Source organism: Streptococcus pseudopneumoniae (assembly GCF_038148935.1).
GTDB lineage: Bacteria > Bacillota > Bacilli > Lactobacillales > Streptococcaceae > Streptococcus > Streptococcus pseudopneumoniae_U.
In genome coordinates this window covers 1-15026 of the sequence record NZ_JBBJZX010000048.1, presented here as the reverse complement: position 1 = coordinate 15026, position 15026 = coordinate 1, and the positions used below count along the sequence as shown (strand labels likewise).

General features: G+C 40.6%; 16 protein-coding genes. 13 read left to right on the top strand and 3 right to left on the bottom strand.

The annotated features are described in order from the left end of the window. Positions 1-139: 139 nt before the first annotated feature. From mltG to WKI42_RS06485, 12 genes are all read left to right on the top strand, one after another. The gene (mltG, locus tag WKI42_RS06540) at positions 140-1789 is read left to right on the top strand and encodes an endolytic transglycosylase MltG (protein WP_368081485.1); all 1650 of its coding nucleotides are present in this window, start codon (positions 140-142) and stop codon (positions 1787-1789) included. A gap of 70 nt (positions 1790-1859) precedes the next feature. Continuing rightward, positions 1860-2342, top strand: coding sequence for a transcription elongation factor GreA (gene greA / locus WKI42_RS06535; RefSeq protein ID WP_000818760.1), 483 nt, complete (start codon positions 1860-1862; stop codon positions 2340-2342). A gap of 75 nt (positions 2343-2417) precedes the next feature. Further along, positions 2418-3779, top strand: a complete 1362-nt coding sequence (locus WKI42_RS06530) for an amino acid permease (protein WP_023938452.1) — start codon at positions 2418-2420, stop codon at positions 3777-3779. A gap of 100 nt (positions 3780-3879) precedes the next feature. Beyond that, entirely contained in the window at positions 3880-4290 is a 411-nt protein-coding gene (locus tag WKI42_RS06525; protein ID WP_368081484.1) for a GNAT family N-acetyltransferase, read from the top strand. A 459-nt stretch (positions 4291-4749) separates the two neighbouring features. Beyond that, positions 4750-4950, top strand: coding sequence for a F0F1 ATP synthase subunit C (locus WKI42_RS06520; RefSeq protein WP_175880936.1), 201 nt, complete (start codon positions 4750-4752; stop codon positions 4948-4950). 34 nt (positions 4951-4984) lie between these two features. Continuing rightward, positions 4985-5701 carry a F0F1 ATP synthase subunit A gene (gene atpB, locus WKI42_RS06515; protein WP_368081483.1) on the top strand — a complete coding sequence of 239 codons (717 nt, stop codon included), beginning with the start codon at positions 4985-4987 and terminating at the stop codon, positions 5699-5701. Positions 5702-5714: 13 nt separating this feature from the next. Continuing rightward, complete coding sequence (gene atpF / locus WKI42_RS06510; protein WP_175880934.1) at positions 5715-6209, top strand: F0F1 ATP synthase subunit B; 495 nt, start codon at positions 5715-5717, stop codon at positions 6207-6209. After that, a complete protein-coding gene (locus tag WKI42_RS06505; RefSeq protein ID WP_368081482.1) occupies positions 6209-6745 on the top strand; it encodes a F0F1 ATP synthase subunit delta in 537 nt (178 codons plus the stop codon). Before atpF ends, WKI42_RS06505 begins: the two co-directional genes overlap by 1 nt. Before the next feature lie 14 nt (positions 6746-6759). Further along, positions 6760-8265 (top strand): F0F1 ATP synthase subunit alpha, encoded by a 1506-nt coding sequence (gene atpA, locus WKI42_RS06500; RefSeq protein WP_125456593.1) that lies wholly within the window; start codon positions 6760-6762, stop codon positions 8263-8265. A gap of 15 nt (positions 8266-8280) precedes the next feature. Beyond that, complete coding sequence (locus WKI42_RS06495) at positions 8281-9159, top strand: F0F1 ATP synthase subunit gamma (protein ID WP_368078973.1); 879 nt, start codon at positions 8281-8283, stop codon at positions 9157-9159. Between the two features lie 85 nt (positions 9160-9244). Then, positions 9245-10651, top strand: a complete 1407-nt coding sequence (atpD, locus tag WKI42_RS06490; RefSeq protein ID WP_261052619.1) for a F0F1 ATP synthase subunit beta — start codon at positions 9245-9247, stop codon at positions 10649-10651. Positions 10652-10661: 10 nt separating this feature from the next. Further along, complete coding sequence (locus WKI42_RS06485; protein ID WP_368081481.1) at positions 10662-11081, top strand: F0F1 ATP synthase subunit epsilon; 420 nt, start codon at positions 10662-10664, stop codon at positions 11079-11081. 44 nt (positions 11082-11125) lie between these two features. Here WKI42_RS06485 and WKI42_RS06480 read toward each other — a convergent pair whose 3' ends face one another. Next, positions 11126-12139, bottom strand: coding sequence for a lactonase family protein (locus WKI42_RS06480; protein ID WP_368081480.1), 1014 nt, complete (start codon positions 12137-12139; stop codon positions 11126-11128). Between the two features lie 197 nt (positions 12140-12336). Between WKI42_RS06480 and WKI42_RS06475 the strand changes: the two genes are divergently transcribed. Then, positions 12337-14313 (top strand): peptide ABC transporter substrate-binding protein, encoded by a 1977-nt coding sequence (locus WKI42_RS06475; RefSeq protein WP_368081479.1) that lies wholly within the window; start codon positions 12337-12339, stop codon positions 14311-14313. A 93-nt stretch (positions 14314-14406) separates the two neighbouring features. Here WKI42_RS06475 and WKI42_RS11055 read toward each other — a convergent pair whose 3' ends face one another. Together WKI42_RS11055 and WKI42_RS06470 are read right to left on the bottom strand one after the other, a co-directional pair. Then, positions 14407-14862: a transposase gene (locus WKI42_RS11055; RefSeq protein WP_369076742.1), complete on the bottom strand. Its 456-nt coding sequence runs from the start codon at positions 14860-14862 to the stop codon at positions 14407-14409. Further along, positions 14825-15026: hypothetical protein (locus tag WKI42_RS06470; protein WP_368081478.1), on the bottom strand; the 202-nt coding region annotated here is incomplete at its 5' end. The genes WKI42_RS11055 and WKI42_RS06470, both read right to left, overlap by 38 nt.

Sequence of the window (15026 nt, the reverse complement as noted above, 5' to 3'; positions counted from 1 at the left end):
AGCAACCTGCGGCTAGATTCCTAGTTTGCTCTTTGATTTTCATTGAGTATAAAAAATAAGCTAGGAAAAGTATCATAGGTTGCTTTTCTTGGACTTTTAAGATATAATATTATGGATTGTCAACAAGGAGGAAAAACTTTTGAGTGAAAAGTCAAGAGAAGAAGAAAAATTAAGCTTTAAAGAGCAGATTCTGAGAGATTTAGAAAAAGTAAAAGGCTATGATGAAGTTCTGAAAGAAGATGAGGCAGTAGTTCCTACTCCTGCAAATGAACCTTCAGCTGAAGAACTCATGGCTGATTCCTTGTCAACGGTAGAGGAAATTATGAGAAAAGCTCCTGCTGCGCCTACTCACCCAAGTCAAGATGTACCAACTTCTCCAGCAGATGAGATTCAAAGAGAAACTCCTGCTGCCCCAACCCATCCAAGTCAAGATGTACCTTCTTCTCCAGCGGAAGAAAGTGGATCAAGACCAGGACCTGTTAGACCTAAGAAACTGGAAAGAGAATACAATGAAACCCCAACAAGGGTAGCTGTTTCCTATAAGACAGCAGAGAAAAAAGCAGAACAAGCAGGTCCAGAAACACCTACGCCTGCTACAGAAACAGTGGATATTATTAGCGATATACCACGTCGTAGTCGTAGAGAAATGGACAAGCCAGTTAAGGCTAAGAAAGGGAAGAAGTCACATGTGAAAGCTTTTGTGATTTCATTCCTTGTATTCCTAGCCTTGCTTTCAGCAGGTGGGTACTTCGGTTACCAGTATGTTCAGTCATCTTTACAGCCTATCGATGCTAATTCTAAGAAATATGTTACTGTTGGAATTCCTGAAGGTTCAAACGTTCAAGAAATCGGTACAACACTTGAAAAAGCTGGTTTGGTAAAGCATGGTCTGATTTTTAGCTTTTATGCCAAGTATAAAAATTATACCGATTTGAAAGCAGGTTACTACAATTTGCAAAAGAGTATGAGTACAGAAGATCTCATCCATGAATTGCAAAAAGGTGGAACAGATGAACCACAAGAACCTGTCCTTGCGACTTTGACAATTCCAGAAGGTTATACCTTGGATCAGATTGCTCAAGCTGTGGGTCAATTGCAAGGTGACTTCAAAGAGCCTTTGACAGCGGATGCTTTCCTAGCAAAAGTTCAAGATGATAGCTTTATTAGTCAAGAAGTTGCCAAATATCCTAGTCTACTTGAAAGCTTGCCTACAAAGGAAAGTGGGGCTCGTTATCGTTTGGAAGGATACCTTTTCCCAGCTACATACTCTATCAAGGAAAGCACAACTGTTGAGAGCTTGATTGATGAGATGTTAGCTGCTATGGATAAGAACCTATCTCCTTACTATAGTACTATCAAATCTAAAAACTTGACTGTCAATGAGTTGTTGACCATTGCTTCCTTGGTCGAAAAAGAAGGTGCCAAGACAGAAGATCGTAAGCTCATTGCAGGTGTATTCTACAATCGTTTGAATCGTGATATGCCACTTCAAAGTAATATTGCAATCTTGTATGCCCAAGGAAAACTGGGGCAAAATATCAGCCTAGCTGAGGATGTTGCGATTGATACCAACATTGATTCACCTTATAATGTTTATAAAAATGTAGGTCTCATGCCTGGTCCAGTCGATAGTCCAAGTCTGGATGCGATTGAGTCAAGCATCAATCAAACTAAGAGCGATAACCTCTACTTTGTAGCAGATGTCACAGAAGGTAAGGTCTACTATGCTAATAATCAAGAAGACCACGACCGCAATGTCGCTGAACATGTCAACAGCAAATTAAACTAAACAAACTAAAATTATGTGATGCTTCACATAATTTTCTTTCGAAAATATCATCAGAAGAAAGTTGAGAAAAATGGCAGAAAAAACATATCCTATGACCCTTGAGGAAAAGGAAAAACTTGAAAAAGAATTAGAAGAATTGAAATTGGTCCGCCGACCAGAAGTGGTAGAACGCATTAAGATTGCCCGTTCCTACGGAGACCTTTCTGAAAACAGTGAATACGAAGCAGCTAAGGATGAACAAGCCTTTGTCGAAGGACAAATCTCTAGCTTGGAAACAAAAATTCGCTATGCTGAAATCGTCAATAGCGACGCAGTTGCCCAAGACGAAGTAGCGATTGGTAAAACAGTCACCATCCAAGAAATTGGTGAGGACGAAGAAGAAGTTTATATTATCGTAGGTTCAGCTGGTGCAGATGCCTTTGCAGGTAAGGTTTCAAATGAAAGCCCAATTGGACAAGCCTTGATCGGCAAGAAAACAGGTGACACAGCAACCATTGAAACACCTGTTGGTAGCTATGATGTAAAAATCTTAAAGGTTGAAAAAACAGCCTAAAAACAGAAAAAAGGAGTGGGGAGGCTGTGCGCTTCACTCACTCCTTTTTCCATTTTAAATTGAATTGGAGACTATATGAGTTCAAAGAAGAAAAACAAGATGGAGCGTGGTCTGACCAATCGTCATGTGCAGGTTATGGCCATCGCTGGAACAATCGGAACAGGACTCTTTTTGGGAGCGGGTCGCTCTATTAGCCTGACAGGTCCTTCCATTGTACTGATTTATATGATTACTGGGGCTTTCATGTTCCTCATGATGCGTGCGGTTGGGGAAATGCTCTACCAAGATCCTGAGCAACATACCTTTATCAACTTTATCACGCGCCATTTGGGTAAGGGCTGGGGCTATTTCTCAGTATGGTCTTACTGGTTATCTGTTGTCTTTATCGGTATGGCGGAAATCACTGCTATCGCACATTATGTGCAATTTTGGTTCCCAACTTGGCCGAGTTGGATGATTGAGATTGGATTTTTGACCATTCTAGCCTTGGTTAATCTGATTGCGGTGAAGCTCTTTGGGGAAGTTGAGTTTTGGTTTGCGATGGTTAAGATTGTGGCTATTTTAGCTATGATTGCAACAGGAGTCTTTATGGTCTTGACAGGCTTTAAGACACCTCACGGAGTAGCAAGTTTGGCCAATATTGCTGACAATTTCTCCCTCTTCCCAAATGGAGGTGTCAACTTTGTCATGGCCTTCCAGATGGTCTTTTTTGCCTACCTTATGATTGAGTTTATCGGGGTCACAACTTCTGAAACCAAAAATCCACGTCAGGTCTTGCCAAAAGCCGTTAAGGAAATTCCTTTGCGTATCGCCTTTTTCTACGGTGGTGCCCTCTTAGCCATCATGGCTATCATTCCCTGGCGTGAACTTGCATCGGCTGATTCTCCCTTTGTTACAGTGTTTGAATTGGCCGGTGTCAAGTGGGCGGCAGCCTTGATTAACTTCGTCGTTTTGACCTCAGCAGCATCTGCTCTTAACTCAACCCTTTATTCAACAGGTCGTCATTTGTACCAGATTGCCCATGATTCGCCAAATCGCTTCCTAAAGGCTATTAAAGCAGATACTCTTTCTCGCCACAATGTACCACAAAATGCCATCATTGCCTCAGCAATCTTGATTGCCCTAGCAGCCTTTATCAACGTCTTGCCAGGTGTTTCGGATGCCTTTGCCTTGATTACGGCATCATCATCAGGTGTCTATATCGCCATTTATATCTTGATTATGGTGGCTCACCTTAAATACCGCAAGTCACCAGACTTTATGGCGGATGGCTATCTCATGCCCCATTATCGTTTCCTAAATCCCTTAACCATGCTCTTCTTTGCCTTTGTCTTTGTAACCCTCTTTTTACAAGAGTCTACATTTGTAGGAGCAATCGGATCAGCTATCTGGATTATCGGTTTCGGGATTTATAGCCAGTGGAAATTTAGAAAATAGATTTGAAACTCATCAACTTAGGTTGGTGGGTTTTTGCTAGTTTGACAGTCTATTGAAATAAGACTATAATCAAGCTGTAACAGTGTTTAAGGAGGTTTAGATGTACTTTAGATTGGAAAATAAGAAATCCCAGAAAGCGCAGGAAATTGGGAATTTGATTCGTGCTTATAACCGTTCAAAAAGAGAAGAAGCTGAAAGTGAGCCACTTAATCTTTATGTCGAAGATGAAAAGGGCAATCTCCTGGCAGGTTTGATAGCAGAGACTTTTGGGAATTGGCTAGAAATCGAGTATTTATTTGTAAAAGAGGAATTACGAGGACAAGGAATTGGCTCAAAACTATTGCAACAGGCAGAAACTGAAGCTAAGAATCGAAACTGTCGTTTTGCTTTTGTCAATACTTACCAGTTTCAAGCTCCAGATTTTTATAAAAGGCATGGCTACAAGGAAGTCTTTAGGTTACAAGACTATCCCTACATTGGGCAAAGATATTATTACCAAAAAGATTTGTAAGGAGAATATGAAAGTATAAGGCAATGAGGGGTTCTTGACATAAGTATGAAGAGGATTCTCGATAAATGCCAGTTAAATCCTACACATTGTGTCTTTCTAGGTGATATTGAGGACAATACAATCGCAGCTGAGAAATTGGGAATCAAGTCCTATCAGGTTAAGAAAAGAAGTGATGTCGTCGATATTTTGAAAAAATTGAATAAGCAGAAAACTCTCTATTTTTTTAAATTGACCTTAATCCGAGATTCCCCTCTCGGATTTTGTGTTGCTTTCATTAAATTTACAGGTAAGACTTGCTAGCTTCAGTAAATATACACAAGCTTTTCAGAATAGAGTGAAATACGAAAGAAAATGGAAGTAATTTTCATTAAACGCTTCCAATGTGCAAAAAAAGTTGACAAATCGAAATTTTAGGACTACACTAAGTAAGTAAGTTTTAATTCAAAAGGAGAATTTATCATGAATTTAACATTTTTTGGTCTATGTCTTGCCTGTATGGGTGTATCCCTTGCGGAAGGCTTTTTGATGAACGGTTTGCTTAAATCTGCAGCTCGCCAGCCAGATATTATTTCTGAATTGCGTAGCTTGATGATTATGGGGATTGCCTTTATTGAAGGAACGTTCTTGGTTACCCTCGTCTTTTCATTCATCATCAAATAGACAAACGGAACGAGAAGAAAAGGGAGGATTTTAGATGGAAGAAAGTATTACTCCAACCATCTCTATTGGTCCTGTTACCTTTGATTTGACCATGTTAGCCATGACCTTGTTGATTGTGGGAGTTATTTTTGTCTTTATTTATTGGGCGAGTCGCAATATGACCTTGAAACCCAAAGGAAAGCAAAATGTACTTGAGTATTTCTATGACTTTGTTATTGGATTTACAGAACCTAACATTGGTAAAAGCTACATGAAAGACTACTCGCTCTTTTTCCTTTGTCTATTTCTGTTTATGGTACTGGCAAATAACCTCGGTTTGATGGCTAAGATCCAGTCTACAGATGGAACCAATCTTTGGACATCTCCAACTGCAAATTTACAGTATGACTTGGCCTTATCATTCGGCGTTATTTTATTGACACACATCGAGGGTATTCGTCGTCGTGGGATTAAAAAATATCTAAAAGCCTATATCACACCTGGCTTTATGACTCCCATGAACATCTTAGAAGAGTTTACCAACTTTTTATCACTTGCCTTGCGGGTGTTCGGAAATATTTTTGCAGGAGAGGTGATGGCTAGTCTGCTGATCACTCTATCTCATCAAGCTCTCTATTGGTATCCAGTTGCTTTTGGTGCTAACTTGGCTTGGACAGCCTTTTCTGTCTTTATTTCCTGCATCCAAGCCTATGTGTTTACCATGTTGTCTTCTATGTACCTAGGAAATAAGATAAATGATGGAGAAGAGTAGAAAGGAGTAACTGATGCACGTTACAGTAGGTGAATTGATTGGTAACTTTATTTTAATCGCTGGCTCTTTTATTCTTTTGCTAGTCTTGATTAAAAAGTTTGCATGGTCTAATATTACAGGCATTTTCGAAGAAAGAGCTGAAAAAATCGCTACTGATATTGACAGTGCTGAACAGGCACGTCAAAAAGCAGAAGCCTTAGCTCAGAAACGTGAAGATGAATTGGCAGGCAGCCGCAAAGAAGCCAAGACAATCATTGAAAATGCAAAGGAAACAGCTGAGCAAAGTAAGGCTAGTATTTTAGCAGATGCTAAACTAGAAGCAGGACGCTTAAAAGAAAAAGCAAACCAAGAAATTGCTCAAAATAAAGCTGAAGCTTTACAAAGTGTTAAGGGTGAGGTAGCAGATTTGACCATCAGCTTGGCTGGTAAAATCATCTCACAAAACCTTGACGGTCATGCCCATAAAGAACTCATTGATCAGTATATCGATCAGCTAGGAGAAGCTTAATGGACAAGAAAACAGTAAAGGTAATTGAAAAATACAGCATGCCTTTTGTCCAATTGGTACTTGAAAAAGGAGAAGAAGACCGTATCTTTTCAGACTTGACTCAAATGAAGCAAGTTGCTGAAGAAACAGGTCTGCCTTCTTTTTTAAAACAAGTGGCAGTAGACGAGTCTGACAAGGAAAAAACAATTGCTTTTTTCCAAGACTCTGTGTCACCTTTAATACAAAACTTTATCCAGGTTCTGGCCTACAATCACAGAGCAAATCTTTTTTATGATGTGCTTGTAGATTGCTTGAACCGACTTGAAAAAGAAACAAATCGATTTGAAGTGACGATTACGTCTGCTCATCCTCTAACTGATGAACAAAAGAGTCGCTTGCTCCCTTTGATTGAGAAAAAAATGTCTCTGAAAGTAAGGAGTGTAAAAGAAGAAATCGATGAAAGTCTCATTGGTGGTTTTGTCATTTTTGCCAATCACAAGACAATTGATGTGAGTATTAAACAACAACTTAAAGTTGTTAAAGAAAATTTGAAATAGAAAGTGGTGTTCTTTTGGCAATTAACGCACAAGAAATCAGCGCTTTAATTAAGCAACAAATTGAAAATTTCAAACCCAATTTTGATGTGACTGAAACAGGTGTTGTAACCTATATCGGGGACGGTATCGCGCGTGCTCACGGCCTTGAAAATGCCATGAGTGGAGAGTTGTTAATTTTCGAAAACGGCTCTTATGGTATGGCTCAAAACTTGGAGTCAACAGACGTTGGTATTATCATCCTAGGTGACTTTACAGATATCCGTGAAGGCGATACAATCCGCCGTACAGGTAAAATCATGGAAGTCCCTGTAGGTGAAAGTCTGATTGGTCGTGTTGTGGACCCACTTGGTCGTCCAGTTGACGGTCTTGGAGAAATCCACACAGATAAAACTCGTCCAGTTGAAGCACCAGCTCCTGGTGTTATGCAACGTAAGTCTGTATCAGAACCATTGCAAACTGGTTTGAAAGCTATTGACGCCCTTGTACCGATTGGTCGTGGTCAACGTGAGTTGATTATCGGTGACCGTCAGACAGGGAAAACAACTATTGCGATTGATACAATCTTGAACCAAAAAGGTCAAGATATGATCTGTATCTACGTAGCGATTGGGCAAAAAGAATCAACAGTTCGTACGCAAGTAGAAACACTTCGTCAGTACGGTGCCTTGGACTACACAATCGTTGTGACAGCTTCTGCTTCACAACCATCTCCATTGCTCTTCCTAGCTCCTTATGCTGGTGTTGCCATGGCAGAAGAATTTATGTACCAAGGGAAACATGTTTTGATTGTTTATGATGATCTTTCAAAACAAGCGGTAGCTTATCGTGAACTGTCTCTCTTGCTTCGTCGTCCTCCAGGCCGTGAAGCCTTCCCAGGGGATGTATTCTATCTTCATAGTCGTTTGCTTGAGCGCTCAGCTAAAGTTTCTGATGAACTTGGTGGTGGATCAATTACAGCCCTACCATTTATCGAGACACAAGCAGGAGATATCTCTGCCTATATCGCAACCAACGTGATTTCTATCACTGACGGACAAATCTTCCTTGGCGATGGTCTCTTCAATGCAGGTATTCGTCCAGCCATCGACGCGGGTTCATCTGTATCTCGTGTAGGTGGTTCTGCGCAAATCAAAGCCATGAAGAAGGTTGCTGGTACACTTCGTATCGACCTGGCTTCATACCGTGAGTTGGAAGCCTTCACTAAGTTTGGTTCTGACTTGGATGCAGCAACACAGGCTAAGTTGAACCGTGGACGTCGTACAGTTGAAGTTTTGAAACAACCTGTTCACAAACCATTACCTGTTGAGAAACAAGTAACCATTCTTTATGCTTTGACACATGGTTTCTTGGATACTGTTCCAGTAGATGACATCGTTCGTTTCGAGGAAGAGTTCCATACCTTCTTTGATGCTCAACATCCAGAGATTTTAGAAACCATTCGTGATACAAAAGACTTGCCAGAAGAAGCAGTCTTGGATGCTGCGATTACAGAGTTTCTCAATCAAACCAGCTTCCAATAAGAATAGAGGTGTCAGATGGCAGTATCTCTAAATGATATTAAAACAAAAATCGCCTCAACAAAAAATACGAGTCAAATCACTAATGCCATGCAAATGGTATCGGCTGCTAAGCTAGGTCGCTCTGAAGAAGCTGCACGCAACTTCCAAGTATACGCTCAAAAAGTTCGCAAGCTCTTGACAGATATTCTTCATGGTAATGGAGCTGGTGGTTCAACTAATCCTATGTTGATTAGCCGTCCTGTGAAGAAGACAGGCTATATCGTCATCACTTCAGATCGCGGTTTGGTTGGAGGTTATAATTCTTCTATTCTGAAAGCTGTTATGGAGTTGACGGAAGAATACCACCCAGACGGTACAGGTTTTGAAATGATCTGTATCGGTGGAATGGGAGCTGATTTCTTTAAAGCTCGTGGTATTCAACCACTTTATGAACTACGTGGCTTGGCAGACCAACCTAGCTTTGATCAAGTTCGTAAGATCATTTCAAAAACTGTTGAAATGTACCAAAATGAACTCTTTGATGAGCTTTATGTTTGCTACAACCACCATGTCAATACGCTAACCAGTCAAATGCGTGTGGAACAAATGCTTCCGATTGTTGACTTGGATCCCAATGAAGCGGATGAAGACTACAGCTTGACTTTTGAATTGGAAACCAGCCGAGAAGAAATTTTGGAGCAGTTGTTGCCTCAGTTTGCAGAAAGTATGATTTACGGTGCTATTATCGATGCCAAGACAGCTGAAAATGCTGCCGGTATGACAGCCATGCAAACAGCGACTGATAATGCTAAGAAAGTCATCAATGATTTGACAATTCAGTATAACCGTGCCAGACAGGCGGCGATTACACAAGAAATTACAGAAATCGTAGCAGGAGCTAGTGCCTTAGAATAGGCTTTAGTCCAGCTCGTATGAAAATGAACTTAGGGCCTAGTTGAGCTAGGAACCGACAGTATCTTATATAGAATAGGAGAAGGAGATGAGTTCAGGTAAAATTGCTCAGGTTATCGGTCCCGTTGTAGACGTCTTGTTTGCAGCAGGGGAAAAACTTCCTGAGATTAACAATGCACTTGTCGTCTACAAAAATGACGAAAGAAAAACAAAAATCGTCCTTGAAGTAGCCTTGGAGTTGGGAGATGGTATGATCCGTACTATCGCCATGGAATCAACAGATGGGTTGACTCGTGGAATGGAAGTATTGGACACAGGTCGTCCAATCTCTGTGCCAGTAGGTAAAGAAACTTTGGGACGTGTCTTCAACGTTTTGGGAGATACCATTGACTTGGAAGCTCCTTTTACAGAAGACGCAGAGCGTCAGCCAATTCATAAAAAAGCTCCAACTTTTGATGAGTTGTCTACCTCTTCTGAAATCCTTGAAACAGGGATTAAGGTTATCGACCTTCTTGCCCCTTATCTAAAAGGTGGTAAAGTTGGACTCTTCGGTGGTGCCGGAGTTGGTAAAACCGTCTTAATCCAAGAATTGATTCACAACATTGCCCAAGAACACGGTGGTATTTCAGTATTTACCGGTGTTGGGGAACGTACTCGTGAGGGGAATGACCTTTACTGGGAAATGAAAGAATCAGGCGTTATCGAGAAAACAGCCATGGTATTTGGTCAGATGAATGAGCCGCCAGGAGCACGTATGCGTGTTGCCCTTACTGGTTTGACAATCGCTGAATACTTCCGTGATGTAGAAGGCCAAGACGTGCTTCTCTTTATCGATAATATCTTCCGTTTCACTCAGGCTGGTTCAGAAGTATCTGCCCTTTTGGGTCGTATGCCATCAGCCGTTGGTTACCAACCAACACTTGCTACGGAAATGGGTCAATTGCAAGAGCGTATCACATCAACTAAGAAGGGGTCTGTAACCTCTATCCAGGCTATCTATGTGCCAGCGGATGACTATACTGACCCAGCGCCAGCAACAGCCTTCGCTCACTTGGATTCAACAACAAACTTGGAACGTAAGTTGGTACAATTGGGTATTTATCCAGCCGTTGATCCACTTGCTTCAAGCTCACGTGCCTTGGCACCTGAAATCGTTGGAGAAGAGCACTATGCAGTTGCTGCTGAAGTAAAACGTGTCCTTCAACGTTACCATGAGTTGCAAGATATCATTGCTATCCTTGGTATGGATGAGCTTTCTGATGAAGAAAAAACCTTGGTGGCTCGTGCCCGTCGTATCCAGTTCTTCTTGTCACAAAACTTCAACGTTGCGGAACAATTTACTGGTCAGCCAGGTTCATATGTTCCAGTTGCTGAAACTGTTCGTGGCTTTAAGGAAATCCTTGATGGTAAACATGACCACTTGCCAGAAGATGCCTTCCGTGGTGTAGGTTCTATCGAAGATGTGATTGCAAAAGCTGAAAAAATGGGATTTTAAGAGGTGATCTATGGCTCAGTTAACTGTCCAGATCGTGACACCAGATGGTCTCGTCTATGATCACCATGCCAGCTATGTATCGGTTCGAACTCTGGATGGTGAGATGGGGATCTTGCCACGACATGAAAATATGATTGCGGTTTTAGCAGTTGATGAAGTAAAGGTAAAACGTATTGATGACCAAGATCACGTGAACTGGATTGCAGTAAATGGTGGCGTTATTGAAATTGCCAATGATATGATCACAATCGTCGCTGACTCTGCAGAGCGTGCTCGTGATATCGATATCAGTCGTGCAGAACGTGCCAAACTTCGTGCAGAACGTGCAATTGAAGAAGCACAAGACAAACACTTGATTGACCAAGAACGTCGTGCGAAGATTGCACTGCAACGTGCCATTAACCGTATTAATGTCGGAAATAGACTATAAGAAAAAATGAACTTGAAAATTCCAAGTTCATTTTTTATGTTTTCTTAAGGAACAAAACGGATGCAGACTGCTTCTGGAACATGGAAGTCGTTGGAGAGTTCTGCTAGACGACCATTGTCACAATTACGTTTAAAGACAGTTGCATTGTCAGAGTCTTGGTGGACAACAATGAGAAATTTTTGGTCGGGTGTCAAATCAAAATCACGCGGAGTCTGACCATGCGTTGGAACGATTTCTAATAACTCTAAGCTACCGTCCGCAAGGATGGTATATACTGCGATAGAATCATGGCCACGGTTAGAAGCGTAGAGGTATTTACCGTCTTTAGAGAGACGAATAGCAGCGGTTCCATTAAAGCCTTCGTAAGCTTCTGGTAAAGTTGAAATCACTTGCATGCGTTCAAATTCGCCAACACCATCGTAAATTAAAACCTCGATAGTACTATTGAGTTCACAAATCAGATAAGCGATTTTATAGTGGTTATGGAAAACGATATGACGAGAACCAGCTCCAGGAATACTATTGTAGGTATAGAGTTTAGACAGTTTCCCTTCTTGATCAAGGTCATAAGTGATGACTTGGTCAGTACCCAAATCACAGGTCACTAGATAGTGGTCAGGTGTTAAATCTGTAAAGTGAACATGGGGTGAAGATTGATTTTCATGTGGACCTTGTCCACTGTGTTGATCCATATCACTAAGTAGAAGACTCCCATCTTCCTGACGTTTATAAACAAGAACTTGTCCTTTGTGGTAGTTGGCAGCATATACCAGATCACGCTTTTCATCAACAGCAACATAACAGTGGGGAGCTCCTTCTTCCACGACATGATTTAATAAAGTCCCGTCAGTTTGATAGGCTGCAATGCCCCCCTTGTTATTTTGACTACCAACGGTGTATAAATGTTGGTGCTGGTCAAAGGCAAGGTAGGTTGGACTTGGCTCAGCTGCAAAAAGCTCTAGGTTTGAAAGCTGACCAGTTTCTGTATCAAAGTCAGCCTTGTAAATCCCTTGGGAAGTCCGACGTGTATAAGTTCCAAAATAAACAGTTTCTTTCATAACGTTACCTCTACATAAAGATAAGACTATTATATCACAAAAACAAGCCAAATAAAGACATCCAATTAGATGTAAGCACTTTAAAAAAATAATTGATTGGTTTTTTGAAAAATATAATAATATTGAGATTGTTTTCCTTACTTTTCTTCTTAAAAGTGCTATAATGAACTCATAAAATGTTTAAAGGAGTCCTTACTATGAAAAAACGAGTTTTTCTAGCAGCTGGTGTAGCTATACTCTCGGCGGCTATGCTAGCAGCGTGTTCAACAGGTGGTAAAGATGCTACTAAACCTGTTACCTATACCTATGTCTTCTCTACAGACCCTACGACTCTGGATTATACAGTTTCTGGGAATGTCAGCACTAAACAGATTACAGGTAATGTTATTGATGGTTTACTAGAAAATGATCAATATGGAAACCTAATTCCATCGGTTGCAGAAGATTGGACTGTTTCCAAAGATGGTTTGACCTATACCTATAAAATTCGCCAGGGTGTTAAGTGGTATACCAATGAGGGTGAAGAGTACGGTGAAGTCAAGGCTCAGGACTTTGTAACTGGTCTGAAGCACGCAGCAGATAAGAAATCACAGGCTCTTTATCTGGTTCAAGACTCAGTTCAAGGTTTGGACGATTATGTCAATGGGAAAACAACAGATTTCTCTACTGTTGGTGTAAAAGCGACAGATGATTATACGGTTGTTTACACTTTGAACCATCCAGAATCTTTTTGGAATTCCAAGACAACAATGGGCGTTCTTGCCCCAATTAGCGAGGACTTTTTGGCTTCTAAAGGAGATGACTTTGGGAAGGCGACTGATGTAACAAGCATTCTTTATAATGGTGCCTACCTCCTCAAGGGATTGACATCTAAATCTTCTATTGAGATGACCAAAAATCAAAACTATTGGGATAAGCAAAATGTCTTTATTGATGATATTAAATTATCTTTCTTTGATGGTCAGGATGCTGATTCTCTTGGACGTGGTTTTGATGAAGGACATTATCCAGCGGCGCCTCTCTTTAAAAATTCTGCCAATTATGAACGTCTAAAAGAAAAATACAAGGATAATATTGTGTATGGATCACAAAGAGGCGGAACTTTCTATATCTCAACTAATATCGATCGTGAAGCTTATAACCATACTGCTAAAACAAGTGATGCGGAAAAATCATCCACTAAAAAGGCTTTGTTGAATAAAGATTTCCGTCAATCCTTGGCTTTCGCTGCAGATCGTACGGCTGCAGTATCTCAAGTATTTGGGGACGAAGTGGCACCTCGTAAATTACGTACAAGTTTTACCCCTCCAACATTTGTCCAAGTTGGAGAGCAGTCATTTGGGCAAGTAGCTAAGGCAGAACTGGATAAGTTAGATGATGTATGGAAAGATGTCAGTCTTGATGATGCACAAGATTCACTTCATAATGTAGACAAGGCTAAAGCTAAATTTGAAGTTGCTAAGAAAACACTTCAATCCGATGGAGTACAGTTCCCCGTTCATTTAGACCTTCCAGTTTCCTCTACTCAGACAGATTTTATTCGTCAAGCCCAATCTTATAAACAATCCATTGAGGAAGCCTTAGGCTCTGAAAATATAGTGATTGACATTCAACAAGTTTCTGATGATGAATTGGGAAATATGACAGTATTTGCAACATCGACTAACAATACTGATTGGGATATCAATGTAAATAGTGGTTGGAGTCCGGATTATGCAGATCCATCAACCTATTTAGATGTATTTGATCCAACATCTGGCCCAACTCTTCTAGGAGCACTTGGTGTAGCACCAGGTACAGATAATCCGGCAATCAAAGCTGTTGGTTTAGATAAGTTTAAAGAGTTAATTACGGATGCTAGTGGTGAGAAAATAGATCTGCAAAAACGTTATTCTAAATATGCTAAAGCTCAAGCTTGGTTAACAGATAGTGCCTTGGTTATTCCTGTACACTCAGATGGTGCCCAAATGCTAATAACGAAGAAAGTTCCAGGTAGCGGTGCAGATGGTTGGGTAGGCGATAAGACAAGTGAACACAGCTACAAGTACCAAAAATTACAAGACAAGATTGTAACGTCTAAAGAAATGGATGACTTCCGCAAGAAATTTGCTGATGAAAAAGCCAAATCAAATGCTGATTATCAGAAGAACTTAGATCGTCATATTCAAGACTAATTCAATCTCCTCTTTTGAGGGGATTTTATTTGAAAAAAGACAGTAAAAAAGCGCAAAAAATCACTTCCTGTGCTATACTGTAATTGAAATTTTTTAGTTTGGGCGATAGAACTGTTTCCTCAGTCCTATCGCCTTTTCTTTTTGATAAGTCTGTTTGGTGGAGAGTAGTTTGTAAATGATTCTGAGAATCTTATGAGCACAAGCAATAATCGCCTTCATCTTGCTTCCTCTTTGGGAAATTCGATTGTAAAAAGAAGAAAAAGCTGGATCCTTAGAATGTGCTACAATTAATCCCGACATGGTCAAAGCCTGTTTGATATAGCGATTTCCTTGCGTAATGTGTGAGGAGTTTTTAATGCCAGCACTCTCATAAGATCCTGGGCATAGTCCAGCCCAGGATGCTAAGTGTGCATCGGATGGAAAGGCTATAACAGTTGGTCCAATCTCAGCTAGAATAGTGGCAGCACAGTTTTCATTCACACCAGGAATGGTTTGAAGTATCCTATTTTCCTCAGGGAAACTCCTTTTCGATGTAGTGTTGAATCTCATCGGTCAATTTTTCAATGAGTTCCTGATACATCTGATATTCCTCTAAGCTCTGGTCTAAGAGGAAGCGATCTTCTAGTGACAACTTTCCTTCCATCGCTTCAACAAGTTCTTCTGGACTGGCTTTCACTCGCTTTTGGATACAAGGGATAACAGATTCTACATTA

Coding starts and splice junctions, on each gene's coding strand:
- greA (WP_000818760.1), top strand. CDS start 1,860: ATGGCAGAAAAAACATATCCTATGACCCTTGAGGAAAAGGAAAAACTT.
- WKI42_RS06530 (WP_023938452.1), top strand. CDS start 2,418: ATGAGTTCAAAGAAGAAAAACAAGATGGAGCGTGGTCTGACCAATCGT.
- WKI42_RS06525 (WP_368081484.1), top strand. CDS start 3,880: ATGTACTTTAGATTGGAAAATAAGAAATCCCAGAAAGCGCAGGAAATT.
- WKI42_RS06520 (WP_175880936.1), top strand. CDS start 4,750: ATGAATTTAACATTTTTTGGTCTATGTCTTGCCTGTATGGGTGTATCC.
- atpB (WP_368081483.1), top strand. CDS start 4,985: ATGGAAGAAAGTATTACTCCAACCATCTCTATTGGTCCTGTTACCTTT.
- atpF (WP_175880934.1), top strand. CDS start 5,715: ATGCACGTTACAGTAGGTGAATTGATTGGTAACTTTATTTTAATCGCT.
- WKI42_RS06505 (WP_368081482.1), top strand. CDS start 6,209: ATGGACAAGAAAACAGTAAAGGTAATTGAAAAATACAGCATGCCTTTT.
- WKI42_RS06495 (WP_368078973.1), top strand. CDS start 8,281: ATGGCAGTATCTCTAAATGATATTAAAACAAAAATCGCCTCAACAAAA.
- atpD (WP_261052619.1), top strand. CDS start 9,245: ATGAGTTCAGGTAAAATTGCTCAGGTTATCGGTCCCGTTGTAGACGTC.
- WKI42_RS06485 (WP_368081481.1), top strand. CDS start 10,662: ATGGCTCAGTTAACTGTCCAGATCGTGACACCAGATGGTCTCGTCTAT.
- WKI42_RS06480 (WP_368081480.1), bottom strand. CDS start 12,139: ATGAAAGAAACTGTTTATTTTGGAACTTATACACGTCGGACTTCCCAA.
- WKI42_RS06475 (WP_368081479.1), top strand. CDS start 12,337: ATGAAAAAACGAGTTTTTCTAGCAGCTGGTGTAGCTATACTCTCGGCG.
- WKI42_RS11055 (WP_369076742.1), bottom strand. CDS start 14,862: ATGAGATTCAACACTACATCGAAAAGGAGTTTCCCTGAGGAAAATAGG.